At 61.3% G+C, this 24,149-nt stretch carries 23 protein-coding genes and 2 pseudogenes; 17 read left to right on the forward strand and 8 right to left on the reverse strand.

All coding sequences use genetic code 11. The features are described 5' to 3' along the window. Positions 1–46: 46 nt before the first annotated feature. Complete coding sequence (locus tag ACF8ME_RS12895) at positions 47–1,027, reverse strand: tripartite tricarboxylate transporter substrate binding protein (protein ID WP_016446007.1); 981 nt, start codon at positions 1,025–1,027, stop codon at positions 47–49. Positions 1,028–1,149: 122 nt separating this feature from the next. Between ACF8ME_RS12895 and ACF8ME_RS12900 the strand changes: the two genes are divergently transcribed. The 9 genes from ACF8ME_RS12900 (at position 1,150) to ACF8ME_RS12940 (ending at position 9,381) form a co-directional block, all read left to right on the forward strand. Further along, positions 1,150–1,689, forward strand: coding sequence for a MarR family winged helix-turn-helix transcriptional regulator (locus ACF8ME_RS12900; protein WP_223275353.1), 540 nt, complete (start codon positions 1,150–1,152; stop codon positions 1,687–1,689). A 202-nt stretch (positions 1,690–1,891) separates the two neighbouring features. Then, positions 1,892–3,415 (forward strand): CoA-acylating methylmalonate-semialdehyde dehydrogenase, encoded by a 1,524-nt coding sequence (locus ACF8ME_RS12905; RefSeq protein ID WP_012205523.1) that lies wholly within the window; start codon positions 1,892–1,894, stop codon positions 3,413–3,415. Between the two features lie 61 nt (positions 3,416–3,476). Continuing rightward, positions 3,477–3,878, forward strand: coding sequence for a lysozyme inhibitor LprI family protein (locus ACF8ME_RS12910; RefSeq protein ID WP_203399405.1), 402 nt, complete (start codon positions 3,477–3,479; stop codon positions 3,876–3,878). A gap of 81 nt (positions 3,879–3,959) precedes the next feature. After that, complete coding sequence (locus ACF8ME_RS12915) at positions 3,960–5,126, forward strand: acyl-CoA dehydrogenase family protein (protein WP_065345865.1); 1,167 nt, start codon at positions 3,960–3,962, stop codon at positions 5,124–5,126. A gap of 23 nt (positions 5,127–5,149) precedes the next feature. Then, complete coding sequence (locus tag ACF8ME_RS12920; RefSeq protein WP_212645793.1) at positions 5,150–5,614, forward strand: TfoX/Sxy family protein; 465 nt, start codon at positions 5,150–5,152, stop codon at positions 5,612–5,614. A gap of 22 nt (positions 5,615–5,636) precedes the next feature. Then, on the forward strand, positions 5,637–6,116 hold the full coding sequence (locus ACF8ME_RS12925) for a DUF488 domain-containing protein (protein ID WP_043791951.1): 480 nt from the start codon (positions 5,637–5,639) through the stop codon (positions 6,114–6,116). A gap of 37 nt (positions 6,117–6,153) precedes the next feature. Continuing rightward, entirely contained in the window at positions 6,154–7,050 is an 897-nt protein-coding gene (gene mmsB, locus ACF8ME_RS12930; protein ID WP_392416796.1) for a 3-hydroxyisobutyrate dehydrogenase, read from the forward strand. 430 nt (positions 7,051–7,480) lie between these two features. Further along, entirely contained in the window at positions 7,481–8,692 is a 1,212-nt protein-coding gene (gene trpB / locus ACF8ME_RS12935; RefSeq protein ID WP_047327801.1) for a tryptophan synthase subunit beta, read from the forward strand. 143 nt (positions 8,693–8,835) lie between these two features. Next, entirely contained in the window at positions 8,836–9,381 is a 546-nt protein-coding gene (locus ACF8ME_RS12940) for a PepSY domain-containing protein (RefSeq protein ID WP_392416798.1), read from the forward strand. A 109-nt stretch (positions 9,382–9,490) separates the two neighbouring features. Here the strand turns inward: ACF8ME_RS12940 and ACF8ME_RS12945 are convergent, their stop codons facing one another. Next, positions 9,491–9,796 carry a hypothetical protein gene (locus tag ACF8ME_RS12945; RefSeq protein WP_392417145.1) on the reverse strand — a complete coding sequence of 102 codons (306 nt, stop codon included), beginning with the start codon at positions 9,794–9,796 and terminating at the stop codon, positions 9,491–9,493. Between the two features lie 229 nt (positions 9,797–10,025). Here ACF8ME_RS12945 and ACF8ME_RS12950 point away from each other — a divergent pair, with 229 nt between their 5' ends. From ACF8ME_RS12950 to ACF8ME_RS12960, 3 genes and pseudogenes are all read left to right on the forward strand, one after another. Continuing rightward, complete coding sequence (locus ACF8ME_RS12950) at positions 10,026–10,271, forward strand: helix-turn-helix domain-containing protein (protein WP_392416800.1); 246 nt, start codon at positions 10,026–10,028, stop codon at positions 10,269–10,271. A gap of 148 nt (positions 10,272–10,419) precedes the next feature. Beyond that, positions 10,420–10,734 (forward strand): hypothetical protein, encoded by a 315-nt coding sequence (locus tag ACF8ME_RS12955; RefSeq protein WP_392416802.1) that lies wholly within the window; start codon positions 10,420–10,422, stop codon positions 10,732–10,734. A gap of 78 nt (positions 10,735–10,812) precedes the next feature. Continuing rightward, positions 10,813–11,775: pseudogene (locus ACF8ME_RS12960) on the forward strand (IS481 family transposase). On the opposite strand, the gene ACF8ME_RS12965 reads toward ACF8ME_RS12960, so the two are convergent. Further along, positions 11,772–12,020, reverse strand: coding sequence for a DUF1525 domain-containing protein (locus ACF8ME_RS12965; RefSeq protein WP_392416804.1), 249 nt, complete (start codon positions 12,018–12,020; stop codon positions 11,772–11,774). The pseudogene ACF8ME_RS12960 and the gene ACF8ME_RS12965 sit on opposite strands and share 4 nt — an antisense overlap. Before the next feature lie 293 nt (positions 12,021–12,313). On the opposite strand from ACF8ME_RS12965, the gene ACF8ME_RS12970 reads away from it, so the two are divergent. Both ACF8ME_RS12970 and ACF8ME_RS12975 read left to right on the forward strand, forming a co-directional pair. After that, positions 12,314–14,176 carry a hypothetical protein gene (locus ACF8ME_RS12970; protein WP_392416806.1) on the forward strand — a complete coding sequence of 621 codons (1,863 nt, stop codon included), beginning with the start codon at positions 12,314–12,316 and terminating at the stop codon, positions 14,174–14,176. Beyond that, on the forward strand, positions 14,173–15,072 hold the full coding sequence (locus tag ACF8ME_RS12975) for a hypothetical protein (protein ID WP_392416808.1): 900 nt from the start codon (positions 14,173–14,175) through the stop codon (positions 15,070–15,072). Before ACF8ME_RS12970 ends, ACF8ME_RS12975 begins: the two co-directional genes overlap by 4 nt. Before the next feature lie 83 nt (positions 15,073–15,155). Here ACF8ME_RS12975 and ACF8ME_RS12980 read toward each other — a convergent pair whose 3' ends face one another. The 4 genes and pseudogenes from ACF8ME_RS12980 to ACF8ME_RS12995 all read right to left on the reverse strand — a co-directional run bounded on the left by ACF8ME_RS12980 (position 15,156) and on the right by ACF8ME_RS12995 (position 17,169). Further along, positions 15,156–15,257: a JAB domain-containing protein gene (locus ACF8ME_RS12980; RefSeq protein WP_392416809.1), complete on the reverse strand. Its 102-nt coding sequence runs from the start codon at positions 15,255–15,257 to the stop codon at positions 15,156–15,158. Continuing rightward, positions 15,248–15,899 (reverse strand): annotated as a pseudogene (locus ACF8ME_RS12985) (IS5 family transposase). Before ACF8ME_RS12985 ends, ACF8ME_RS12980 begins: the two are co-directional and overlap by 10 nt. Positions 15,900–15,997: 98 nt before the next feature. Further along, a complete protein-coding gene (locus ACF8ME_RS12990; protein WP_392416811.1) occupies positions 15,998–16,339 on the reverse strand; it encodes a hypothetical protein in 342 nt (113 codons plus the stop codon). 2 nt (positions 16,340–16,341) lie between these two features. Then, a complete protein-coding gene (locus ACF8ME_RS12995) occupies positions 16,342–17,169 on the reverse strand; it encodes a hypothetical protein (protein WP_392416813.1) in 828 nt (275 codons plus the stop codon). Positions 17,170–17,819: 650 nt separating this feature from the next. On the opposite strand from ACF8ME_RS12995, the gene ACF8ME_RS13000 reads away from it, so the two are divergent. The 3 genes from ACF8ME_RS13000 to ACF8ME_RS13010 all read left to right on the forward strand — a co-directional run bounded on the left by ACF8ME_RS13000 (position 17,820) and on the right by ACF8ME_RS13010 (position 21,784). After that, on the forward strand, positions 17,820–19,709 hold the full coding sequence (locus ACF8ME_RS13000; RefSeq protein ID WP_392416815.1) for a DUF1800 family protein: 1,890 nt from the start codon (positions 17,820–17,822) through the stop codon (positions 19,707–19,709). A gap of 43 nt (positions 19,710–19,752) precedes the next feature. Continuing rightward, a complete protein-coding gene (locus tag ACF8ME_RS13005; RefSeq protein WP_046988224.1) occupies positions 19,753–21,201 on the forward strand; it encodes a DUF1501 domain-containing protein in 1,449 nt (482 codons plus the stop codon). A gap of 136 nt (positions 21,202–21,337) precedes the next feature. Continuing rightward, positions 21,338–21,784 carry a sel1 repeat family protein gene (locus tag ACF8ME_RS13010; protein ID WP_392416817.1) on the forward strand — a complete coding sequence of 149 codons (447 nt, stop codon included), beginning with the start codon at positions 21,338–21,340 and terminating at the stop codon, positions 21,782–21,784. Between the two features lie 138 nt (positions 21,785–21,922). Here ACF8ME_RS13010 and ACF8ME_RS13015 read toward each other — a convergent pair whose 3' ends face one another. Next, positions 21,923–23,686 (reverse strand): DEAD/DEAH box helicase, encoded by a 1,764-nt coding sequence (locus ACF8ME_RS13015; protein WP_046988226.1) that lies wholly within the window; start codon positions 23,684–23,686, stop codon positions 21,923–21,925. Positions 23,687–24,149 lie beyond the last annotated feature (463 nt).

Here is a 24,149-nt window from a genome sequence, read left to right on the forward strand (position 1 = left end):
TGACTCTCCATGCTTTCTCCAGGGGCGCTGTTGGCGCCCGCCCCGCCTACTCGGCGGTAATCCCCCGCGCCTTGACCAGATCGGCCCAGCGCCGGGCGTCCTTTTGCACCAGGGCCTTGAACTCGGCCGGCGTGCTGCCGGCCGGATCCATGCCCTGGGGCGCGAAGGCATGCCGGACTTCCTCCGACGCCAAAATCGCGCGGATCTCGCGATTGAGGGCATCGACCTGGTCCGCCGGCATGCCGGCCGGCGCAAACACGCCGTACCACATATCCACGTTCACATCGCCCGCCTTGGCCTCCTTGAGCGTGGGCACATCGGGCAGCAGCGGGTGGCGCCGCTGGCTGCCAATGCCCAGCGCGCGCAGCTTGCCGGCCTTCACATGCGTCAATGCCACATGAATGGGCAGGAACATGCATTCCACCTGGCCGCCCAGCAGGTCCGTCAGCGCCGGCCCTGTTCCGCGATAAGGGATGTGCGTGATCGATACGCCCGCCGTGCTCTTGAAAAGCTCCATCGCCATATGGTGCGGAGTGCCCACTCCCGGCGATGCGTAATTGATGCGACCCGGCGAGGCCTTGGCGGCCTTCACCAGATCGGCCGCCGTCTGATAGGCGGAGGCCGTGGGCGTCACCAAAATCAGCTGTCCCCAGCTGGTCAACGTCACAGGCTCGAGGTCCGTCAGCGGATTGAATGGCAATTTGGGATACAGCGATGCGTTCATCACCAGGGTATTCACTGTCACCAAAAGCGTCTGGCCATTGGCGGGCGAGCGCACAACGGCCTCGGTTCCGATATTTCCAGAGGCGCCCGGCTTGTTCTCCACCACCACGGGCCGGCCCTGGCGCTTGGCCAGCAAAGGCCCGATCGTTCGCGCAATCGTGTCGATTCCAGTCCCCGGAGTGAAAGGCACAATCAATTTCAGAGGCACACTCTCGGTGCTGGCGATGGCGCCTGCTACGGGTAAACCCAATACTCCCAATCCGCTTGTCTTCAAAAATTGCCGTCTGCCAACAAAATTTCGCATGTAGACCTCTTTTGTAGTTAGCATGCAAACGCATGGTAATCATGCACCAGAATGGGCACAATTGGTGGAAATCGAATGAATACTGGACATCTCTGCAAGAATACTAGACGCATATGGACACGATGACGCCTGCACCACTGCCGCTATATCAGCGCCCTGGCTTTTTGCTGCGGCGCGCCCACCAGATTTCGGTCGGCATTTTTGAAGAGCAATGCCGCCCCCTGGGACTGACGCCGCCACAGTACGGCGCCCTGGTCCTGATCGACGCCTCCCCCGGCTCCGACCAAAGCTCCCTGGCGCGCGCCATGGGCTTCGACAAGGTGACCACGCTGCGCCTGGTGCGCGGGCTGGAAGAGCGCGAGTACGTGCACCGCGCGCTGAGCACGCGTGACCGCCGCCAGCACCAGCTCACGCTCACCGAAAAGGGCCGGGCCCTGCTGGCCGCCAGCGTGCCGCTGGTGGACCAGGCCTATCACCGCCTGGTCTCTCCGCTGGAAGACGAGGAACTGCAGGAGCTTTTGCGCCTGCTGACCAAGCTGGAGTCCGGCCTGGGCGCCAGCGCCCGCGTGAAGCTGGAGCCGCTGCACAAGCCCGCCGCCCGCGCCGTACACCACTCCAGTCCCGCTGCAGACGACCGCCTGCCGGCCACCGGTACGGACTGAGCCTTCAAGCCCTGAACCCGCATGGCCTGCGAACACCGCAGGCCATGTTTTTTGGCGTGGCCGAGTTGGCATGCCGATGTGCAAAAACGCACATGCATACTGCAAACATCTCCATTGCTTGCGAAAAACCGCACAGCTACCATGCGATGAACGCCCGGCGCACGGCATGCCGGGCCGACACCACCGCAACAGGAGACAAGCCATGAATGCATCCACGTCCGCCAAGGTTTTGGCGCCCACGGTCAAGCTGCTGATCAACGGCAAGCTGGTCGAATCCCAAAGCACCCAATGGCGCGATGTGGTCAACCCGGCCACGCAGGAAGTGCTGGCCCGCGTGCCCTTTGCCACGCCCGACGAGGTCAACGCCGCCGTCGCCAATGCCAAGGAAGCCTTCAAGACCTGGCGCAAGACGCCCATCGGCCAGCGCGCCCGCATCTTCCTGAAGCTGCAGCAGCTGATCCGCGAGAACATGAAGGAGCTGGCCGCGCTGCTGACCGCCGAACAGGGCAAGACCCTGCCTGACGCGGAGGGCGATGTCTTCCGCGGCCTGGAAGTGGTGGAGCATGCGGCCAACATCGGCTCGCTGCAGCTGGGCGAGCTGGCCAACAACGTGGCCAACGGCGTGGACACCTATTCCGTGCTGCAGCCCCTGGGCGTGTGCGCGGGCATCACCCCCTTCAACTTCCCGGCCATGATTCCGCTGTGGATGTTCCCCATGGCCATTGCCACGGGCAACACCTTCGTGCTCAAGCCCTCCGAGCAGGACCCCATGGTCACCATGCGCCTGTGCGAGCTGGCGCTGGAAGCCGGCATTCCGCCCGGCGTGCTCAACGTGGTGCACGGCGGCGAGGACGTGGTCAACGCCATCTGCGACCACCCCGACATCAAGGCCATCAGCTTCGTGGGCTCCACCAAGGTCGGCACCCATGTCTACAACCGTGCCAGCCTGGCCGGCAAGCGCGTGCAATGCATGATGGGTGCCAAGAACCACGCCATCGTCATGCCCGACGCCAACAAGGAGCAAACGCTCAACGCCCTGCTGGGCGCAGCCTTCGGCGCGGCAGGCCAGCGCTGCATGGCGCTGTCGGTGGCCGTGCTGGTGGGCGATGCACAGAAGTGGATTCCCGAGCTGGTGGAAAAGTCCAAGACCCTGAAGGTCAGCGGCGGCACCGAGCCCGGCACCGACGTGGGCCCGCTGGTGTCCTGCGCGGCGCTGTCGCGTGTGGAAAGCCTGATCGAACGCGGCCTGGCCGACGGCGCCAAGCTGGAACTGGACGGCCGCAAGCCCCAGGTGGCCGGCTACGACAAGGGCAACTTCGTCGGCCCCACCGTGTTCAGCGGCGTCAAGCCCGGCATGAGCGTGTATGACCAGGAAATCTTCGGCCCCGTGCTGTGCCTGGCGGCTGCCGACAGCCTGGACGAGGCCATCGAGTTCATCAACGCCAACCCCAACGGCAACGGCACGGCCATCTTCACGCAATCGGGCGCCGCGGCGCGCAAGTTCCAGGAAGACATCGACGTGGGCCAGGTCGGCATCAACGTGCCGATTCCCGTGCCGGTTCCCCTGTTCTCCTTCACGGGCAGCCGCGCCTCCAAGCTGGGCGACCTGGGGCCCTACGGCAAGCAGGTCGTGCTGTTCTATACGCAGACCAAGACCGTCACGGCGCGCTGGTTCGACGACAGCACCACCAGCCAGGGCGTGAACACCACCATCAGCCTGCGCTGATGCACCGGTCGGCGGGCCTGGATTGATCCGGGGCAGGCCCCGGCTCTGGGATGATGGCGGCATGCGTTTTCCAATGACCGCCCCCCTCTCCCGGGGCCTGGGTGCCGCCTTGCTCACCACCCTGGCCGCCCTGCCCCTGACCCTTCACGCGCAGGCCGGTGCAGCCTGCGACCCGGCCTCCACCGCCGCCGCCAGCCGCAATGCCTGCGCGGTCCAGGCCTTCCAGGAGGCCGACACCGCGCTCAACATCCGCTACCTGGACGTCATGCAGCAACTGCCCCAGGGCAAGCGCACGGGCCTGCGCCACGACCAGAACGGTTGGATCAAGGGCCGCACGGCACGCTGCAAGGCCGCCACGCGAGACAGCGAAACCCAGCCCGAAGGCCCGCGCCTTTACCACGAATGCCTCACGGCCGCGACACAGGAGCGCATGCAGGCGCTGGAGCGCTGGCTGCAGCACTGACCGCCGCACGCACCCACAGCCACCGACAGCCACCCCAGAACAACAAGGGCCACAGAGCCCAACGCAGGAGACAAGCCAGCCATGGACTTCGAACTCAACGACGACCAGCGCGCCTTTGCCGAATCGGCCCGCGCCTTTGCCCAGGCCGAACTCGCGCCCCATGCCGCGCACTGGGACCGTGAATCCATCTTCCCGCGCGAGGCCATCGCCAAGGCGGGCGAACTGGGTTTCTGCGGCCTGTACGCGCCCGAGAACGCAGGCGGCCTGCAACTGCCGCGCCTGGACGCCACCATGGTCTTCGAGGAACTGGCCGCCGTCGATCCCTCCACCACCGCCTTCATCACCATCCACAACATGGCCACCTGGATGCTGGGCACCTGGGCCACCGACGCCGTGCGCGCCGAATGGGGCGAGGCCCTGACCAGCGGCCGCAAGCTGGCCAGCTACTGCCTGACCGAGCCCGGCGCGGGCTCGGACGCCGGCTCGCTCAAGACCCGGGCCGAGCTGGCGGGGCATGAATACATCATCAACGGCGCCAAGGCCTTCATCAGCGGCGCGGGCAGCACCGACATGCTGGTGCTGATGGCCAGAACGGGCGACGCAGGCTCGGGCGCCAGCGGCATCTCCGCCTTTGCCGTGCCTGCCGACCTGCCCGGCATCAGCTACGGCAAGAAGGAAGAGAAGATGGGCTGGAACAGCCAGCCCACGCGCGTCATCAGCTTCGACAACGTGCGCATTCCCGCGCACAACCTGCTGGGCCGCGAGGGCGAAGGCTTCAAGATCGCCATGAAGGGCCTGGACGGCGGGCGCATCAACATCGCCACCTGCTCCGTGGGCGCCGCCCAGGGCGCGCTCACCCAGGCCCAGCAGTACATGCACGAGCGCAAGCAGTTCGGCAAGCCCATTGCCAGCTTCCAGGCCCTGCAGTTCAAGCTGGCCGACATGGCCACCGAACTCGTGGCCGCGCGCCAGATGGTGCGCCTGGCCGCCTCCAAGCTCGATGCCGGCGCGCGCGACGCCTCCACCTACTGCGCCATGGCCAAGCGCTTTGCCACCGATGCCGGCTTCATGGTCTGCAACGAAGCCCTGCAACTGCACGGCGGCTACGGCTACATCCGCGAATACCCGCTGGAGCGCCTCATGCGCGATGCCCGCGTGCACCAGATCCTCGAAGGCACGAACGAAATCATGCGCGTCATCATCGCGCGGCGCATGCTGGAAGGCGATGCGCCGGACATGATCCGCTGATCCATCCACATCCAGCCCGCACCATGCCCGCCCGCCCGCTTTCCGACACCACGCTGCACCTCATAGACGCCGTGCGCGAAGCCCTGGCCGGCTGCGACGACGTGCAGGAAAAGCGCATGTTCGGCTGCCATGTCTTCATGGTCAACGGCAAGCTGTGCCTGGGCGTGGAAGACGACGAACTGCTGGTGCGCCTGCCGCCCTCGCAGCACGCCGCCGTGGCCGAGACGCCGGGCCTGCGCCCGCTCTCGTCCAAGGGCCAGATGGACGGCTACTTCTTCATCGGCCCCGCCGCCTACGCCACGCGCCAGCAGTGGCAGCACTGGATTGCCCAGGCCCTGGCCTTCAACCCCCACGCCAAGGCCACGCCGCCGAAAAAGCGCAAGGCCCAGGCCAGCGAACCCGCGCCCGCCGAAGCAAAGACACCGCCGGCGCCCCCCGCCCCGGCCGGGCGCCGCACACGCAAGCACCCCATCTTCGGCGACGAATAAGCCCCCTTTGCAGGAGAGCCCCATGCCCATCCGCATCGTCCAGCTAGGCAGCCCCCGCCACGCCGATGAAGGCCTGCGCATAGGCACCGTGCGCCGCCCGCCGCGCGGCGTGCCCAAGGCCGAATTCGCCAGCCGCGACTACTACGACGTCTGGTACCCCGAACTCTCGCCCCAGCCCGACACCATGCACACCGCGCTCGAATCGCACCGGCTGCAGGACCAAGGCCAGCAGGCCGAGGCCGACAAGCTCTGGCAGCAATTCGTGCGCAAATTCCGCAAGGAAATGGCCGAGCCCGCCGCCAGCCGCACCCTGGACCTGCTGGCCGCCCTCTCGCAGCACAGCGCCTTTGCCATCGGCTGCTACTGCGAGCAGGAGGCACGCTGCCACCGCGGCATCCTGCGCTCCCTGCTCAAGGAACGCGGCGCCGACATTGCGAACGGTGACAAGGACACCGGCGACATGGACCCCGGCGAAAACTACACCGACGACACGGTTCACTGAGACACACCACAAGCTTCACAACACAGGAGACAAGCACATGCAGATCGCATTCATCGGACTCGGCAACATGGGCGGCCCCATGGCCATCAACCTGCACAAGGCCGGCCACACGGTCAAGGCCTTCGACCTCTCCAAAGACGCCTGCGCCAAGGTCGCTGCAGAGGGCGTGAGCATTGCCGCCAGCGCCGAAGACGCCGTGCAGGGCGCAGAAGCCGTGGTCTCCATGCTCCCCGCCAGCCAGCATGTGGAAGGCCTCTTCCTCGGCCGTGACGGCGCAGCCGGCCTGCTGCAGCGCATTGCCAAGGGCGCGCTGATCATCGACAGCTCCACCATCGCCGCCGCCACCAGCCAAAAGGTCGCCAAGGCCGCCGAAGCCGCAGGCGTTGCCTTCATCGACGCCCCCGTCTCCGGCGGCACGGGCGGCGCCATTGCAGGCACCCTCACCTTCATGGTCGGCGGCAGCGACGCCGACCTCGAACGCGCCCGCCCCCTGCTCGAAAAAATGGGCGCCAACATCTTCCACGCCGGCGCCGTGGGCGCGGGCCAGACCGCCAAGATCTGCAACAACATGCTGCTGGGCATCCTCATGATCGGCACCAGCGAAGCCATCGCCCTGGGCGTGGCCAACGGCCTGGACCCCAAGGTCCTCAGCGAAATCATGCGCCGCAGCTCGGGCGGCAACTGGGCCCTGGAAAAATACAACCCCTTCCCCGGCGTCCACGAAAACGCCCCCGCCTCCAAGAACTACGCAGGCGGCTTCGGCACCGACCTCATGCTCAAGGACCTGGGCCTGGCCCAGGAAAACGCCATGGCCGTCAAGGCCTCCACGCCCCTGGGCGGCATGGCGCGTGCAATGTACGCCATGCACTCCATCGCAGGCAACGGCGCCCTGGACTTCTCCAGCGTCATCCGCTCCCTGCAAAAGAACGGCTGACGCCCCCGGCCCCGCCCCATCTCCCCGCCCCCAATCCCGTATGCCCGCGCCTGCGTCGGGCCGTCTGCGGGGTTGCAGTCCTGCCGCAGGACAGGACTGCTTCGTCAACTGACTCGCCGCAGTTGTCTGAACGGAGCGCGCAGCGCGCAACGAGTTTCACGGCGCACCCCGCAGGCGGCCCGACGCAGGTTGCCCGCAGCGAAGCGGAGGGACGCGGGCATTCGGGTCGCCTTCTTTGATCTGACCTTTCTTGGCGAATCAAGAAAGGGCAGTCGGCTGCCGGGCCGAAACCCGGCCTCGAAAAACAACCACCCGGCAGGGTCAAAAACAAGAAACCCCGACCGGGGTTTTCTCTCTTCAGACCCATGGCAGCCCTACGTAAGCTGCCACCGCCAACATCCGCCATTCCACAGAACACCCGCCAGCAACCATGACCACTACACCCCCCACCTTCTCCCCCATGCCCACAGCAGAAGGCTACTTCGGCCCCTACGGCGGCCAGTTGGTCCCGCCCCACCTCAAGCAGGCCATGGACGACATCAACACCGCCTACGCAGAAATCACCAAACGCCAAGACTTCCAGCAGGAACTGGCCCAGCTCTTCGCCGACTACGTGGGCCGCCCCAGCCCCATCTTCCACGCGCGGCGCCTGTCGGAGCAGCTCGGCGGCGCACAGATCCACCTCAAGCGCGAAGACCTCAACCACACCGGCGCCCACAAGATCAACCACTGCCTGGGCGAGGCCCTGCTGGCCAAGTTTATGGGCAAGAAGAAGGTCATCGCAGAAACCGGCGCCGGCCAGCACGGCGTGGCCCTGGCCACGGCCTGCGCGCTGGTGGGCATTCCATGCGAGATCCACATGGGCCAGGTGGACATCGAGAAGGAACACCCCAACGTCACCAAGATGCGCATCCTGGGCTGCAAGCTCGTGCCCGTCACGCGCGGCGCGGCCACGCTCAAGGAGGCCGTGGACAGCGCCTTCGAGGAATACCTCACCAACCCCACCGACTACATCTACGCCATCGGCTCCGTGGTCGGCCCCCACCCGTTCCCGATGATGGTGCGTGACTTCCAGAGCATCATCGGCCGCGAGGCGCGCGAGCAATTCCAGGCCAAACACGGCAAGCTGCCCGACCACGTGGCCGCCTGCGTGGGCGGCGGCTCCAACGCCATGGGCATCTTCACGGCCTTCCTGGGCGATGCCTCGGTCAAGCTCGTCGGCGTGGAGCCCTCGGGCGAAGGCACGGACAAGCCCGGCCGCCATGCGGCCACGCTCAGCATGGGCAAGCCCGGTGAAATCCACGGCATGAAATGCTACGTGCTGGAAAACGCAGACGGCACGCCGGCTGCCGTGCACAGCATTGCCTCGGGCCTGGACTATCCGGGCGTGGGCCCGCAGCACAGCTACCTCAAGGACCTGGGCCGCGTGCAGTACGAATCCGTCACCGACAAGGAATGCCTGGACGCCTTCATGCAGCTGTCGCGCGTGGAAGGCATCATCCCCGCGCTGGAAAGCGCCCACGCCGTGGCCTGGGCCATGCGCGTGGCGCCCGGCCTGCCCAAGGACCAGCACATCCTCATCAACCTCTCGGGCCGGGGCGACAAGGACGCCGACTACGTGGCCAAGGTGCTGGGCCTCTGAACGCAGAGCTTGCGCGGGATCAAACCGCAGCACCCCGGAGGGGGCAAAGGGCGCCCTCTCCGACAACCGCTCTCCGGGACGGTGGAGACAATGGCCCCGACCGTTGTCTTGTCCAACCCCATTCCCGGAAGGAGCACACACCCATGAAGCCTGCCCCGTTCGCACGCACCGCCGCCCTCTCCATCGCCCTGGCCCTGACCTGCGCCACCGCCGCCCTGCCCGCCGCAGCCAAATCGGTGGCCGAATGGCAGACCATCACCAGCCAGGCCAAGATCCCGCTGGAGCAGGCCATCACCCGCGCCACCCAGGCCGTGCCCGGCAAGGCCATCGAAGCCCAGCTGGACGACGGCGACGGCACGGGCCCGCGCTACGAAATCGAAGTCATCACCCCGGCCGGCGACAGCGTGGAAGTCTGGGTCAACGCCATCACCGGCCACGCCACCCAGCACAAGAACGACGGCGCCGCCAAGCGCAAGGACCGCCAGCGCCTGGAAAAGGCCAAATCCACCATAGAGCAAGCCATCCAGGCCGCCACCCGCCACACCCCCGGCACGCCCGTCAGCGCGGAACTGGACTCCCACTGGGGCCAGACCAGCTACCAGGTCGAAGTGCTGCAGGCCAACGGCACGCTCATGGAAGTCAAGATCGACGCCGTGGGCGGCGAAGTCATCCGGGCCAAAAAGGACTGACACACCGCCCCAACCCGGCAGCGCGCTTCAGCATGGGGCGCGCTTTTTTTCGCCCATTTTTTGCCTCGTTCCCGCCATATCCGCAGGCCATCCGCGCCTGCTGCGCTCTTCAGGACAACGCCACCGACACGCCCTCATCCGCAAACCGCTTCGCCGCCCTGAGCAGATAGCTCACGGCATAAAGAATGGGGTCGTCGGCTTCATCGCCATTGAGATGCTCCACCACCTCAATGGCATAGCCCAGGTTCACCGCCGTGTCGTGCAGCAGGCCCACCAGTTCCTTGTCCTGCGGCTCCAGCGACTGCGCCTGGTCGGCCTTCACGTAGTAGATGCGCAGCAGATCGCGACACACGCAATTGATGGCCGTGACCTTGTGGCGAGCGTGCAGGTCCAGCACATCCAGCGCGGCGCCCATGTGCAGGACGGCGTCTATGGCGAGGTCTTCGAGTTTGGGTGGGGGTGTGGTGGCCAAGACTTGCTGCTCCATCTGCGCTCCAGTCGAGAGTTGCTCAGCGCCCAAGATCAATGGGCAAATGCGACGCCCATCTGCTGGAAGCGCCATCGCTGCTTTACAAAACTCCAACTATAGGTGGAAGACTGTCTGCACGCAAACCCGGAAGCTTTGCTCACTTTAGTGAGCAGATATGACAGAACTTGATAAAGCCTTTGGAAGCCTGTTGCGTGAGCTACGCAATGAGCGTGCACTGTCCCAGGAAGCCCTTGCCGCGGAAGCCGGGCTGGCGCGCAACTACATCAGCCAGTTGGAGCTTGGTAGCAAATGTCCGAGCCTTCGGTCTGTTTTCAAGCTATGCAAGGTGTTGGGGGTTGCGCCGGGGGATTTGGTGGGTGAAGTGGATAGGCGAGTAGAGAAGTCTGGAAAAAACACCTAGTGAAGGAAATGCTGTCGGCCAGAAGCGGTCGATCTTTGCCGGCATCCAACTGCATGGATTAAGGTACGTGCGCATTGACCACCGTAGTAGCACAATGGCTTAAAGTAAGGTGCTCTACCTAGTCCTATAGACCACATTCGGAGTTCACATGGAGTACTTGTTCAATAGCAAGGGAAAACACATAGCCAATCTGGTTGGAGGTCAATTGCACGCCCCCCAGGGCAAGAACATCGGTCATTTTCTTGAAAATCAGGGAATATTTATCGATATGCGGGGACGGTATCTCGGTGAAATCGTATCGGGCAATCGGCTTATGCGTCGGCGCAACTCCCCGCATAGGTCTATGAACTATGGATCTTATGGAAACTACGGAAATGCTGGAAACTACGGAAATCCGGGCAACCACGGCAGCATAGGTTCCGTAGGTGGCTTTGAAGATGTTCCCGACGAACGACTCATCTAAGAGCCGCTAACACATAATTTAGATGTACGGTCCCAGGAAGTCATGGTGCATCTTCAGCCTGGAACAGGAGAAAGCACTATGGCAATCCGCCTGCATGGCAGCGCCCGCACAACGCCGCGTATCCGCGCAGAGCTCCAGCTAGCGACCGGCTCCCATCGGTCCTTGGCCAAGCTCTACGGCATCAATCCCAAGACCGTGGCCAAGTGGCGTGCCCGCACCTCGGTGCTCTACGAGCCTATGGGTCCTCGGGACAGAGCAAGCCGGCATCTTTCTCAAGAGCAAGAACATCTGGCAATTGCGTTACGCAAGCAAGGGCATTTGTCGCTGGACGATCTCATGGGACAGCTCCTGGAGACAGCACCCAAGCTCAGCCGCAGCGCCTTGCATCGATGCCTGCAGCGTCACGGAATCAGCCGACAACCCGTAACGCACCTGCCACGAAGGCACGGAAAGTTTGAAGAAACGACGCTGGGCTTCGTGCACATCGACAGCGCTGAAATGAAGATCTCCAGTGGCAGACAGCACATGTTTGTCGCCATAGATCGCGTCACAAAATTCACGCATGTCGCGTTCTTTGACAGGGCCACGAAAGCCAATGCAGCACAGTTCCTTCGGCAGGTGCTTGTGGCCTTCCCGTACCGCATACATACCGTTCTGACGGACAACGGCATGGCCTTTACGTGACTAGAACGCTTCAGAGGCGGCGTCACCGACACATGCATCGGTCACATCTTTGAACGCATCTGCAAGTTCAACGGTGTCGATAAAAGGCACACCAAGCCATATCACCCCTGGACGAACGGCATGGTCGAGCGCATGAACCGGACCATCAAGGAATCCACGATAAAGGCGTACGAGTACGAGGGACTGGAGCAGCTACGGGAGCATGTCCAGGCCTTCATACAAAGCTACAACTTCGGCAAACACTTGAAGGCGCTCAGGTGGAAGACACCATTCCGGGCGATTTGCGAGGCATGGGAAAAAGATCCAAGCCGCTTTAGACTTCATCCGCACCATCTCACTGTGGGACTGAACATCTAAGCCCGAGCCAAGCGTTTTTGCAGCCCATCGTCGCCTTGGTTGAGGCGCTGTTGCACCAGCTTGGCGGCGGCTTGCGGATCATTCGCCAGCTGCGCGGAGAGTTGTGCCTCAATGGCCTGGGCCGCATCCAACTCGATATGGCGCTGTGGCTTGCGGGTGCCGCTGACAGGGTGCTGCGAATCGGTTACGACCCAGACCTCAGTGGCGGTTGCGCCGCTGGCAAATAGCGTGATGGCCAATGCCAAGGGAAAACACCGAGCCCGCACCTGAACGGCGGAATGGACTGTGCGCACGTGGACGCTCCAAGAGTTCATGATTGCGCAAGTGCAGCGCATCGCGCCCCAGAGCGCGAGAAACAATCGGATATCATCGACTGCGGTTTCTGAATGTTACAGGCCGCCAGTTGGTGCGCTTGGCGATGGGAACTGCCTGGTGCGTACAGCGTGCATGGCCTGTCATGGATGAGTTAAATTTTTGAGAGGGATTTCGGATGCGAAAGCCGCTATTTATTGCGATTGGCGTGCATAAGCCAAAGGGCATGGAAACGCTGCCAGGCGTACTGGAAGCCGTGGACAAGATGGCTGAATGGGCCGCTAAGTCGTATGATGTGTGCGTCTTTAATGATCGAGAAAATCCTGTCGACATCGCCTCCATTCGATCAGTACTCACTCCAAAAGAAGACGATGGAACAACGGACCCCTCGTTTTTGCTCGATAGAAAGCGAATTGTTGTCTATTTCTGTGGCCATGGCTTCGCGGATTGGCCGGACCAATATTTTATCTTATCTGCCGGCCCCAATCAGTGGAATGAACGCATAAGTGCAAATGCATTTCGCGAAGCATTGGCTTCCTATGAGCCAAAGCAGATTGCGTTTATTAGCGATGCTTGCCGGTCACCAATTGCGCTCAGAGGCGTAGCCAATCCAGTGCTGGATGTTCTTGAAGGAAGTCCGAAGAATTATCAGAAGGATGTTTTTTACTCTTGCCAAAACGGCACAAGCTCATTTATAGCGCCTGCAAAAGATGGCCAGCCAGCCTATCCTATTTTTTCCTCCATATTACTTGACGCGCTGTCTGGGCCAAGGGGCGCAAATTTGGATCGAATTTTACTCACATCAAACCGCCAAGTGGTTACCAGTCAAAGTCTGGCCGATTATCTGGAGGAATATGTTCCGTCGGCGGCACTGGCCGTGGGTCAGGTGCAAAATACGCAATGTGACGCTGGATTCCGCCCTGTAGAACATATTTATGCAATTTTTGACGATCTTCCGCAAGAGCCGGATTTTGGGGAATTATTGGGTAGCGCGGAATCTTCCCATATGGGTATTTCGGAATTAATTGTTGACTATTTTGATGTCAGCAATAGACTTTCGGAAAATGAAAACGGAAAATCGAAAAACATTTCGCATGAATCCGCAAAATTTGCAGCACAGTTCAGGGAACAGGAAAAATTTGAAACACGTCAAAATGATCGATTTAAGTCCTCTCGTTCGAATTGGAGGCGCTCATTAGTTGACCATATTTATGGTGAATTAAAATATAAAATACCCAAGCCAGGTTTAGTGGTGATTGGTGGCAAAGAATGCAATGTGTCTTCGCAGAAAATAGAGTGGCAAAGAGCTGCAGAAGATACAGTGGAGCCAACACCCCATGGAGCGGTAAAGGTGTTTTTTGATGCAAAGGAAAATCTTTCGCCCCATGGAACGACAGTTTGTCTTGAATTCAATGGAAGTGCGATAAGCCTTATCCCCATGATGCCCTTAATGTTCTGCGTTTGCTTTCCTAAAACATATGAGCAAAATATAGAAGGACTGGAGTCCCTCAGTTGGAAATCGTTTTTTGGCCCTAATAGAGAACCGATGGGTTTGAGTTCTGTTGAGGCATTGAAGGGGCTGACTAGAGGTTTTTTAAAATCAGCCGACGCCGCCAAAATTCTTGAATCCATGCGAGGCAAGAAACACTTTGATCCTATGCTCGGCATAGTTTCCGCATACTTGTACAAAGCAGCAGGGGATATTAACAATATCCGTCGCATGGCATTTTATTACCATTACCACGAACAACCCATTCCGTTTGATATTGCCCTGTTAAGCGGGATTCCATTGAGCAAAAAAGATACTGGTTTTTTTGTAGATTTACCACCGGTTGAAGCAGAAAATCCTCCCTACGCCGATTCGCCCAGATTTACATTTGAGGCAACCCGAGAAGTTGCTTCTGCACCGGTTGCAGGGTTGACACCCCTGCTTAGAGCTGGCTGGTCATACATGCAAAATAGTCCACATCAGTTTCATAAAACCTGCTGGGAATTTATTGAAAATTTAGCGCCTTCACCAATTTCCACCTTTGCAGGAAAGAAAGCCGTTGCGGCCATCTCCTCAGCTTTTAAAGGAGCCTCGTCATGAGATTGGTACTCGTACATGGAATCAATAATGAAAAATCCACCGTCCAGGAAATTCAAGCGCGCTGGATGACCGCACTCAACGCGGGCTGGGAAAGCCTGGGGCTCACGCCAAGTCAAGCGTTCACGGTAGACACCGCGTATTACGCGGATGTCCTCGCGCAAGCCAGCACTCAAGGCACTGCCGTGGTGGAAATGGGCGGCGGGCAAGTTTCCTCGGGTTTGGCCATTGAATTTCTGCGCGCCTATGCTGAAGAAGCCGGCATCACTGAAGAGGAACTACAAGCGGCCGCTGCGCAAGCAGGCGTGCCCTTGCAGGCGGTAGCGCAAGGCGTTCCCCACGAAGGCTGGGTTATCGCATTCGCCAATGTGCTGGAACGTTTGCTGCCCACCAAGGGCAAGTACGTTGCCAAACTTTTTCTCAAACAAGCATCGGTATATATCGGCGATCCCGCATTGACAGCCAAAATAGATGCCTTGGTAAAAAAACAGGTATTTGAGGGCAAATCCGATCCCGCAATTATTATCGGCCATTCCCTCGGCTCGGTGGTAAGTTATCGACTTTTGGCCAGCGAGCCACTAGCTAACCGCGTATGCCCGCTGTTCGTGACCCTGGGCTCGCCCCTGAGTGTGGCGATTTTCCGCCCGATTCTGCCCAAGCGCGGCATGCTGCCCACCCCGCCGATAGGGCGGTGGATCAATGGTCGCAATAAAGAAGATTTCATCACTTTGGGAAAAGCGATTGTCAAAAAATCCATTGGCTTCGATGGCGTCGAAGATATTACCGATGTGATCGATAATAAAGACAATCGCCATGACATTGAGGCTTATCTGCGCAGCCCGAAAATCGCGCAAGCTATCTACGACGCCATTCACGCAACGCCTGTAGCAAACCCGTAAGTGGTCTGAGAAGGCTGCCGCCATCGAGCGCAAGGCACTTGATGGCGACAAGTGGATAAACGACTGGAATGAAGCGGGCTCGCTCAAATCAAGCCGGACTCGGCCAAGGAAAAGGGCTCGCCCTTGCCGATGATTAGATGATCCAGCAAACGCACATCAATGAGCTTTAGACTGGCTAACACCACCGATCGACGAAGCGTGCGCAGATGATCGCTGCCGCCAATTTCAGCAACGATTCGTGGATATCCAGCCGTCTTTCAAAGCGGATTCGCAGCTTGCCAAAGCCTGCAAACAAGCTGTGCGTCCTTTCCACTACCCACCGGTGCTTGCCCAGTCGCTCGCTACTCTCAACGCCTCGCCTGGCAATGCGGCTGGCGATGCCCCGTTGTCGCAAGTGCGCACGGCATCGCTTGAAGTCGTAACCTTTGTCGGCGTGCAGCTTCGATGGTCTTTTGCGGGGACGTCCTGGCAGGCCAGCAATCGCAGGAATCGCGTCCACGCACCTCTCGAACATCTTGGAGTCGTGCCGGTTCGCGCCGCTGACCAAGATCACCAGAGGAATGCCCCTGGCATCTACAACGATGTGTCGCTTGGAGCCGAGCTTGCCTGTGTCCGTGGGGTTGGGGCCCGTTTCCTGGCCCCCCGGGGGCTTGGTATCGAGGAGCCATCAATGCTGGCCCGGCTCCAATCGATCAAAAGATGCCGATGCGGGCGAATTCATCGCTAGCTGCGAACTTGTGCGCACCGGCTTTGGCAAAGGGAACGAAGGCAGGGATCAGGGGTTGTAACTGTCGCCACAGTTCTTTGCCTACGGGACGTCGTGCCATGAGGGCAACGAGCACAACTGCTTTGCGGTGGGCTCTGACCAAGTGGTGTGAGTCACTTTACGCGGTAGCCAAGTATTCCTGATGCTTAGGATTTCACTCTAATTCTTGGGTGTGATTGGCGCCACAATTGGCACCAAAACACGCCACACTTTTTTGTTGTGCAATGTCGATTTGCAGACGACTTGAACGCTTTTTCTGGCTGGTCCACCGTCCGATGGAGCCCAATCTGATTCAAGAGAAGTAGCGCATTGCTCAACTATTATCTTTGGATTGACACGCGCAGTAGTGAATTCCGTTTTTTGGCGTTTGTTTTCTTCTTTCAAAAACTCATCTGCGGATCTCTTTATTTCTTGCAAATCTTGAATTGGCGGCAAAGCATCTTCACCGGCAGACGTGATACCGGAAATCATCAATCCGACGAGTATGAATATAATTTTCATCATCATTTTTGCACCGTCAATTTACCCACATAGCGTCCGTCTGGCGTACGATGGCTAATCAAAGCCTTGTAGATCGCGTTCCACTTATTCAAATCCATGACAGTAACACATCCTTCTGATATATTTCCAAGGTGGATGAATCTGCTGTTATCCCCAAATTCGATCGGAAACCATACCTGATCTGAGCGCAGACTGGGTTCGACCTGTGTTCTATAGAATTCGGTCATATTCTTGTCGTGTGGATTTGGCGGTACAAGAATCTTATAGATCCCAGGGGGAATCGGTGTGAAGCCGCCCTCAATCGTAACTGCGCCAAGATCCGTGTTCAGTGTCACTAAAGCGCTGATGCCGTCAACAATCAAGGTGCCAGTTTGCTGTTTGTATTTCTCACCTCTCGCTCTGGAATACACCTCATCAATGGCCCCATATTTAACTATGACCTGAGCACCAGCTTGCTTTGGCGCATTTGATCCGAGATATTCTTTCGCGTTATTTTCACCAAGGCTGGCTATTTTATTCTTCTGACCTCCATCCAGAATTTTGAAATAGACGCGGTTATGAGAAATATCTGTGATTTGCAGTCTTGTATATTCCAGCAATGGAACCCAGACGCCAGATGACTTCAATGCAACTGATAACCAACCAGATGCCGGCACCTTATTGACGTAGACAATTTTTCCAATAGTAAAACCCATACTTCCTCCCTCATGATTCGTTTTCGCAAAAAATTCTGATATTGCCCTGATTGCCACAGCATTGACTTTTTTCTGTAGTCTAGTTTGACGCAGTGGCCGCGCCAAATACGGATTCAATTTTTTACATTTCGGCATGAATGATCAGCACTTCGCTGATGCAGTGCTCTATGGATTGATCTTGACTAGCACCCAAAGTATCCTCGACTCCGCTCCGAGTCACTTCATATCGAACCCCGTCATTCGACATGAATGACGCTAGTGGGCTACCCGTCTTGAGTAGCCGCATTTGGCTATCCAGATGGGCGCTGTCGCCCATTGCTCGAAATGCTGTCTTCCATCTGCGTGCCCCAAAACGCTTGCTGGAGCTAAGGCTTTGAACGACTGCGTGGACTTGCTCCCGCATTTGCATCAAATCCTCGTACTCATACGCCTTGGTTGGAATCTTGGATAGTCGGCGCTGCGACTGAACCTGAGGGGCCTCGGCTGGACCAGTTGGGACAAGGACGAAACGGGAATAGCACACAGTTGGCATGGTTGCACCCGCACAACGCTGCGCATCCCCTCAGAACACCGGCAGGCGAGCGGCCCACATCGGGCTTTGCCCAGGCTCCACAGCGTCAACCCTGCATACAGCCCCCTGCAGCCCCTGCGCCGTATAACGTCTTGACACGCTTTTGGGCTGCAAGATGGCTGCGCACCTCCGAAATCCTTGGAACACTCTGCGCCACGCGCCGAAGAGCGAGGCAGTTCGTTGCCACGCCCCGGCCTCTGCCTGAAAGCCCACAATGCACCCCACACCACAGGCTGCAGCCTCCACGCTGCAGCCGCCCGACCGCGCGCCCGCGGATTCCTTGCCTGCCTGCGCAGAGCCCGGCCACCTCGGCCACGAACCGAAGAGCTCCCTGATTCCTCCCGCCCTGGCCTCCTCCCTTGCGGCCGCGCTGCTGGTGGCCTGCGGGGGCGGTGGGGGCGATTCAGCCCCCGGCACCGGCACTGGCGGCACGGGCGCCGGCCCTGGTGGCGGAACCGGTACGGGCACCACGGCCACCCCCGCCAGCGACGAAGAGGCCGCGCGTTTCCTGCTGCAGGCGCAGTTCTCGGCCACCGACGAGGAGATCGCAGCGCTGCGCGCCAAGGGCTACGGCCCCTGGCTGGCCGAGCAGTTCGCGCTGCCCGTGGACACCACGGGCACGGCCTGGCTGATGCAGCGCGGCTACGGCGTGGCAGAGGCCGGCACGCGCTACGACAACGTCTCGTATCCCTCCGACTTCATGCTCTGGAGCCAGCTTTTCACGGAGCGCGACGCCGTGCGCAAGCGTGTGGCATTGGCGCTGTCGGAGATCATGGTGGTCTCCACCACGGGGCTGGAGCAGCCCTGGAGCATCTTCCTGGCCTCCGGCTACTGGGATCTGCTGAACCAGCATGCCTTCGGCAACTTCCGCACGCTGCTGGAGGCCGTCACGCTCAGCCCGGCCATGGGCATCTACCTGAGCACGCGCGGCAACCAGAAGGAAGACGCCCGCAGCGGCCGCCAGCCCGACGAGAACTACGCCCGCGAGGTGATGCAGCTGTTCACCATCGGACTCTACCGCCTCAACCCCGACGGCACCGAGCAGCGCGACGGCAGCGGCAACCGCATCGACACCTATTCGGCAGCCGATGTGAGCAACCTGGCGCGCGTCTTCACCGGCTACGACTACGACACCAGCAAGAACCAGCCCACCAACCTGAGCGGCAGCACGGTGACGGGGCTGCAGCAGGCGCTGCTGCCCATGGCCTTCAACGCCGCGCGCCATTCCACGCTGGCCGCCACTTTCCTGGGCACCACCGTGGCTGCGGGCACGTCGGGGCCAGCGGCGCTGAAGGCGGCGCTGGATACGCTGTTCAACCACCCCAACGTGGGGCCCTTCATCGGGCGACAGCTGATCCAGCGCCTGGTCACCAGCAACCCCAGCCCTGCCTATGTGGGGCGCGTGGCCGCCGCCTTCGCCGACAACGGCAGCGGCACGCGGGGCGACCTGCGCGCCGTGATCGCCACCGTGCTGCTGGACCCGGAGGCGCGCGGCGCGGCAGGGCTTGCCAGTCCCCAGTACGGCCGCCTGCGCGAGCCCATGGTGCGCTTCGTGCAGTGGGGCCGCACCTTCGGGCTGCGGTCGGCACGCGGCACCTGGAAGATCGACAACCTGAGCGACCCGGGCACCCGTCTGGGCCAGAGCCCGCTGCGCTCGGGCTCGGTGTTCAACTTCTTCCGCCCAGGCTACGTGCCGCCCTCCACGCCCCTGGCCACGACGGGCCAGGTGGCGCCGGAGTTCCAGATCATCACCGAGACCAGCGTGAGCGGCTACCTGAACTTCATGCAGAACGTGATCCGCTTCGGCTACTACGTGAACGCGCCAGACCTGCCCCAGGGCGGCAGCAGCGCAGCCAACGGCTTCGACATCACCTGCAGCTACGCCAACCTGCTGCCCCTGGTGGCCGACGCCGCCGCGCTGGTGCGCAAGGTGGCGCTGCTGCTGTCGGCAGGGCAGGTATCGGCCGCCACGCAGGCGCGCATCGTGGCAGCGCTCAATGCCACGCCGGTGACGGCCACCAGCAACACCGCCACCCAGCTCAACCGCGTGGCAGCCGCCGTGCTGCTGGTGATGGCCAGCCCCGAATATCTGGTGCAGAAGTGACCGAACAAGTGACCGAACGTCTGCAAAGCAAAGCGACATCTCCATGAATTTCATCGACCCCGCCCGCCACACGCGCCGCGCATTCCTGCGCCGCAGCACGCAACTGGCCGCCGCCGGTACCGCCCTGCCCTTCGCCCTGAATCTTGCCGCGCTGGGCGAGGCCGCCGCCTTCGAGGCAAGCGACTACAAGGCGCTGGTCTGCGTCTTCCTCTATGGCGGCTGCGACTACGCCAACACCGTCGTGCCCTACGACAGCACCCGCTACGGGCAGTACTCCGCCATCCGCGGCGGCAACAGCGACGGCACGGCCGGTGGCATTGCCCTGGCCCGCGCCGCGCTGGGCAATACGCTGCTGCAGCCCCGCACGGCGCTGGCCGGTGGCATGCAGTACGCGCTGCACCCATCCATGACGGGCCTGGCCGGCCTCTTCAACGCGGGCCGCGCTGCGGTGCAACTGAACGTCGGCCCGCTGCTGGTGCCGCTCACGCGGGCCCAATATGCCACCGGCGACCGGCGCAGCTACCCGCTGCCGCCCAAGCTTTTCTCGCACAACGACCAGCAGTCGGTCTGGCAGTCGCAGGGCGCAGAAGGCTCCACTCTGGGCTGGGGTGGCAACCTGGGCGACCTGGCGCTGTCGTCCAACGCCACGTCGCTCTTCACCTGTATCTCGGCCACGGGCAACGCCGTGTTTCTCTCGGGCGACCAGGCGCTGCAGTACCAGATCAGCCCGGGCGGCGCCGTGCCCATCAACGCCGTCAAGGGCACCAGCGTCTATGGATCGACCGCCGTGCGCGGCCTGTTGAGCGAGCTGGTGCAGACGGCCGGCAGCCACGCGATGGAGGCCGAGTACGCCCGCGTCACGCAGCGCTCCATCAGTGCCGAGGGGCAGATCTCTTCAGCCCTCTCCAGCGCCAGCCTGTCCACCGCCTTTCCTGCCAACAACCCGCTGGCCGACCAGCTCAAGGTGGTGGCCCGGCTCATCGCCGGACGCAACGCGCTGGGCACGCGCCGGCAGGTGTTCTTCGTCTCGCTGGGCGGGTTCGACCTGCACGACAACCTGATCGCCAACCAGCCGCAGCTGCTCGACAAGGTAAGCAGCGCCATGACGGCCTTCTACAACGCCACGGCCGAACTCGGCGTGGCCGACAAGGTCACGGCCTTCACCGCGTCGGACTTCGGCCGCACGCTGACTTCCAACGGCGACGGCTCCGACCATGGCTGGGGCAGCCACCACTTCGTGGTGGGCGGCGCGGTGCGTGGCGCGTCCTTCTATGGCGCGCCGCCGCCCATCAGCGTGGGAAACGGCAGCGGCAGCGAGGACCAGTGGCATGTCGGACAGGGGCGCCTGTTGCCCAGCACTGCCGTGGACCAGTACGCCGCCACCCTGGCGCGCTGGTTCGGCGTGGCGAATACCGAGCTGGCGGGGGTGCTGCCGCACATCGGCAACTTCGGCGGCTCGGCGTATCCCATCGATCTGGGGTTCATGGGCTGACGCCGTGCGCGCCGGGCCTGCACGGCCGATTCGAGTCAGCCTCTGGGTGGCCCTGAGGGCGCCTTTGACAATTCCGAATTTTCAAGGACCGGGATTGCGAAGACGATGGGGCCACTCAGTTCAAGTGGAGACAAAAATGCGATTCGAATTCCGCCCAATTGCCACACCAATTGCCACGCTGGCCCGGCATGCACGGCACGGCTTGTTCATCGCAGCGGCCCTATCCGGCGCGCTGGCGCAGGCGGCACCGCTGCCGTTGGACATGGCCACGACTTCCGAGCAGCGGTTTCAACTGGCCCTGGAGGCGCAGACTGCGGGTGACTACGCCGCCATGCTCGCGTTGCTGCGCCAGGCGGCCCGGGATGGCGAGCCACAAGCCCAGGAAACACTGGCATGGATTCTTCTGGCAGGCCCAACCCTGTATGGCACCGCGGTGAAAGCGGATCGCTGCGAAGCAGTGCATTGGCTGCGGCAAGCCGTTGCAAAAGGGAATCAAACGGCCAAAAGCCAGCTGGATTTCCTGAACCGCCTGCGCAATGCGCCGAGTGGCAAGATGGCGTGCACATCCGAGTGGGAAGGGTGATATGCGCAAAATCATTTTCGGATCGCAGCGCCATCCTCAAGAATGCGCTGCGGGTGCAACGCCACTGGTACCACGCCTGGAGCCCTGACCACCGCACCACGGACTTGTGCCCGTCCTCGCCCTGCCCTCACCCCGCATTCATCCCGCATTCACCAGCGCCTTCGCAAACGCCCCTTCGCCCGCCACAGTCAACACCAGTTTTTGTGTCGCCCGCGTCGCAGCCACATAGAACAGTTTGGCCTCGTCCGCCGCATCTTCGCCTTCACGCGGCATCTGCCCCACTCCTGCAACGGCCACGACCGGAAACTCCAATCCCTTGCTGGCGTGCATTGTCATCACTTTGATGGTGTCGGCCAGTGGATCGAAGTCACCTGAACGATGTCGCACGCGATGCGGCAGTTTTCGGCGGCCAAGTGCCATGGCGCACTGGTTCATGGAGTCGTGATCGCGGCACAGGATGGCCATGTCACCCCAGGCGTGGCCTTCCTGATGCGCCGCAGCCAGCAGCTCGGCGATCTTGGCGGGTTCGTCCCGCAAGCTCGGCAGGCGCACGATCAGCGGCTCCTGCCCTTCGCGGCCGCAGCTGATGGGTTGCACCAGCGGAACACCGTCATCATCCTGGGCATTGGGTTGCAGGAACTCGGCGGCGACGCGGTTGGCAATTTGCAGAATCTGCCTGGTGTTGCGGTAGTTGATCTTGAGAATGGTCGTGCGCCCAGAGGCCTGGATTCCCACGCTCTTGAAGCTGAAGCCACGCGCCTTGCTCTTGCCATAGATGTTCTGGGCGCTGTCGTACAGGATCAAAAGGCTGTTGGTCTCGGGGTCCACCATCTGGGTGACGAGCTTGAGCCATTCAGGCTGAAAGTCGTGCCCCTCGTCGACCATCACGGCCTGGTATTGCCCGGACGGAATCTGTTGCCGGTCCACGCCGCGAATCACAAACTCCACCATCTGATCAAACATGCCCGGGCCCTGAGCGGGTAGCGTCTGGCCATAGGCCACCAACTGCTGGCGGCACCATTTGTGGAAGTTGCGGGCATGCACCCGATCGGCCAGGCCCTTGGCCGCAAACCAGGCATTGAGCTTCACGGCCAAGGGCTCGTTGTAGCAGAGCACGAGGATGGGCTTGGTCGAAGCGGTCTTGGCCAGGTGTTCCGCACGATAGCCAAGAATCATGGTCTTGCCTGAGCCGGCAACTCCGTGGATCACGCGATGCCCATCGCCCAGGCTGCGCGCGAGTTGCTCCTGCTGCAAGTCCATGACGCGCATGATGTCCGGCAGCTCGTCCGCGTCTTCCGGCAGAAGGCTGCCTTGCACCGGAACACGCACCTGCGGGAACATGATCCACCGCGTGCGCTCGAGCTGCGGCACCGACATGGCTTTGCCGAAAGCGTGGGGGAACATGTTCCACAGGCGCTGCTGAAAAGCCTCCGCATCAACGGATTCCAGCATCTCATCCTTGCAGATGACCAGATGCGCATCAATCGTCTGGTCCAGTGCAGACTCTTCGAACTGCTTGCGCGTGATGTTGGTGAACACCACGCCGCTGCCCCAGGGAAATGCCAGCTTTCCCTGATGAGGGCCTTCGCCGTGAATGAGTTGCTGATCCCGCTCCAGTGCATTGACCACTTGAATGGCGCAGTGTCGCGCCTGGGCTGCCGGATTGATGACGACCTTGGGTCTTCCATCCACGATGAGCGTCCAGGCCTGTTTGGTCGCCTCTTGAACCGTCTCGAGCCGCCAATCCTTGGTCTCAAGAATCAGAACGCCCCTGCGTGGATGAATGACGACAAAGTCAGGATGCGTCTGCTTGGGGCCGATGGGCACGTCATACCAGAGCATGTAATCGTCTTCGAGCTTTTGCTCCAAACGCTCGGCCAGCCGTCGCTCGCCAGGCGTCATGCGCCCAACGCACGCTCCCATCGCAGGAATCAGTACCGCCACTTTCTTCTCCTCCACAGAGCGGCTGAGGATACCGCACGCACCATCTCTTCAGGAATTCGATGACTGGCCAATCCCAAGCCATCGAAAATCCGGAATTGAATTCTGAACGGCTCTCTGTTGAATTTCCTCGACTCACGCGGAAACCAGCATGGAATTTGAAGGCGCTTCTGAAATGACCAAGCAGAGGAGGATTTGATTGTGAAAGTGCTTGGCTCAGACGTATGCCTGCCATCTACGCACTCGACGACTACCGCTTTGGGCAATGCCGTAAGACTGCTGGAGGTCGAAAGGTCCAGCCATTGCGGCAACGCCGCACTTTCGCCGCAACGGCGGCGCTGCTCCGTGCAGATGCCATAGGAAGCGGCATCAGCGTTGCGGCCCGTCGCAGCGCCTTCGCGCTGGACGAACCGCCCTGAATTAC

This window comes from Delftia sp. WSY_7 (genome assembly GCF_043104845.1).
Taxonomy (GTDB): domain Bacteria; phylum Pseudomonadota; class Gammaproteobacteria; order Burkholderiales; family Burkholderiaceae_C; genus Comamonas; species Comamonas tsuruhatensis.

Excerpts from the sequence above, each read along its gene's own strand:
- ACF8ME_RS12915 (WP_065345865.1), top strand. The coding sequence starts at position 3,960 with ATGGACTTCGAACTCAACGACGACCAGCGCGCCTTTGCCGAATCGGCC.
- ACF8ME_RS12950 (WP_392416800.1), top strand. The coding sequence starts at position 10,026 with ATGACAGAACTTGATAAAGCCTTTGGAAGCCTGTTGCGTGAGCTACGC.
- ACF8ME_RS12970 (WP_392416806.1), top strand. The coding sequence starts at position 12,314 with ATGGAAACGCTGCCAGGCGTACTGGAAGCCGTGGACAAGATGGCTGAA.
- ACF8ME_RS12900 (WP_223275353.1), top strand. The coding sequence starts at position 1,150 with ATGACGCCTGCACCACTGCCGCTATATCAGCGCCCTGGCTTTTTGCTG.
- ACF8ME_RS12910 (WP_203399405.1), top strand. The coding sequence starts at position 3,477 with ATGCGTTTTCCAATGACCGCCCCCCTCTCCCGGGGCCTGGGTGCCGCC.
- ACF8ME_RS12945 (WP_392417145.1), bottom strand. The coding sequence starts at position 9,796 with ATGGGCGCCGCGCTGGATGTGCTGGACCTGCACGCTCGCCACAAGGTC.
- mmsB (WP_392416796.1), top strand. The coding sequence starts at position 6,154 with ATGCAGATCGCATTCATCGGACTCGGCAACATGGGCGGCCCCATGGCC.
- ACF8ME_RS12920 (WP_212645793.1), top strand. The coding sequence starts at position 5,150 with ATGCCCGCCCGCCCGCTTTCCGACACCACGCTGCACCTCATAGACGCC.
- ACF8ME_RS12925 (WP_043791951.1), top strand. The coding sequence starts at position 5,637 with ATGCCCATCCGCATCGTCCAGCTAGGCAGCCCCCGCCACGCCGATGAA.
- ACF8ME_RS12955 (WP_392416802.1), top strand. The coding sequence starts at position 10,420 with ATGGAGTACTTGTTCAATAGCAAGGGAAAACACATAGCCAATCTGGTT.
- ACF8ME_RS12995 (WP_392416813.1), bottom strand. The coding sequence starts at position 17,169 with ATGCCGAAATGTAAAAAATTGAATCCGTATTTGGCGCGGCCACTGCGT.
- ACF8ME_RS13005 (WP_046988224.1), top strand. The coding sequence starts at position 19,753 with ATGAATTTCATCGACCCCGCCCGCCACACGCGCCGCGCATTCCTGCGC.
- ACF8ME_RS13015 (WP_046988226.1), bottom strand. The coding sequence starts at position 23,686 with ATGACGCCTGGCGAGCGACGGCTGGCCGAGCGTTTGGAGCAAAAGCTC.
- ACF8ME_RS13000 (WP_392416815.1), top strand. The coding sequence starts at position 17,820 with ATGCACCCCACACCACAGGCTGCAGCCTCCACGCTGCAGCCGCCCGAC.
- trpB (WP_047327801.1), top strand. The coding sequence starts at position 7,481 with ATGACCACTACACCCCCCACCTTCTCCCCCATGCCCACAGCAGAAGGC.
- ACF8ME_RS12905 (WP_012205523.1), top strand. The coding sequence starts at position 1,892 with ATGAATGCATCCACGTCCGCCAAGGTTTTGGCGCCCACGGTCAAGCTG.
- ACF8ME_RS12895 (WP_016446007.1), bottom strand. The coding sequence starts at position 1,027 with ATGCGAAATTTTGTTGGCAGACGGCAATTTTTGAAGACAAGCGGATTG.
- ACF8ME_RS12940 (WP_392416798.1), top strand. The coding sequence starts at position 8,836 with ATGAAGCCTGCCCCGTTCGCACGCACCGCCGCCCTCTCCATCGCCCTG.
- ACF8ME_RS12990 (WP_392416811.1), bottom strand. The coding sequence starts at position 16,339 with ATGAAAATTATATTCATACTCGTCGGATTGATGATTTCCGGTATCACG.
- ACF8ME_RS13010 (WP_392416817.1), top strand. The coding sequence starts at position 21,338 with ATGCGATTCGAATTCCGCCCAATTGCCACACCAATTGCCACGCTGGCC.
- ACF8ME_RS12975 (WP_392416808.1), top strand. The coding sequence starts at position 14,173 with ATGAGATTGGTACTCGTACATGGAATCAATAATGAAAAATCCACCGTC.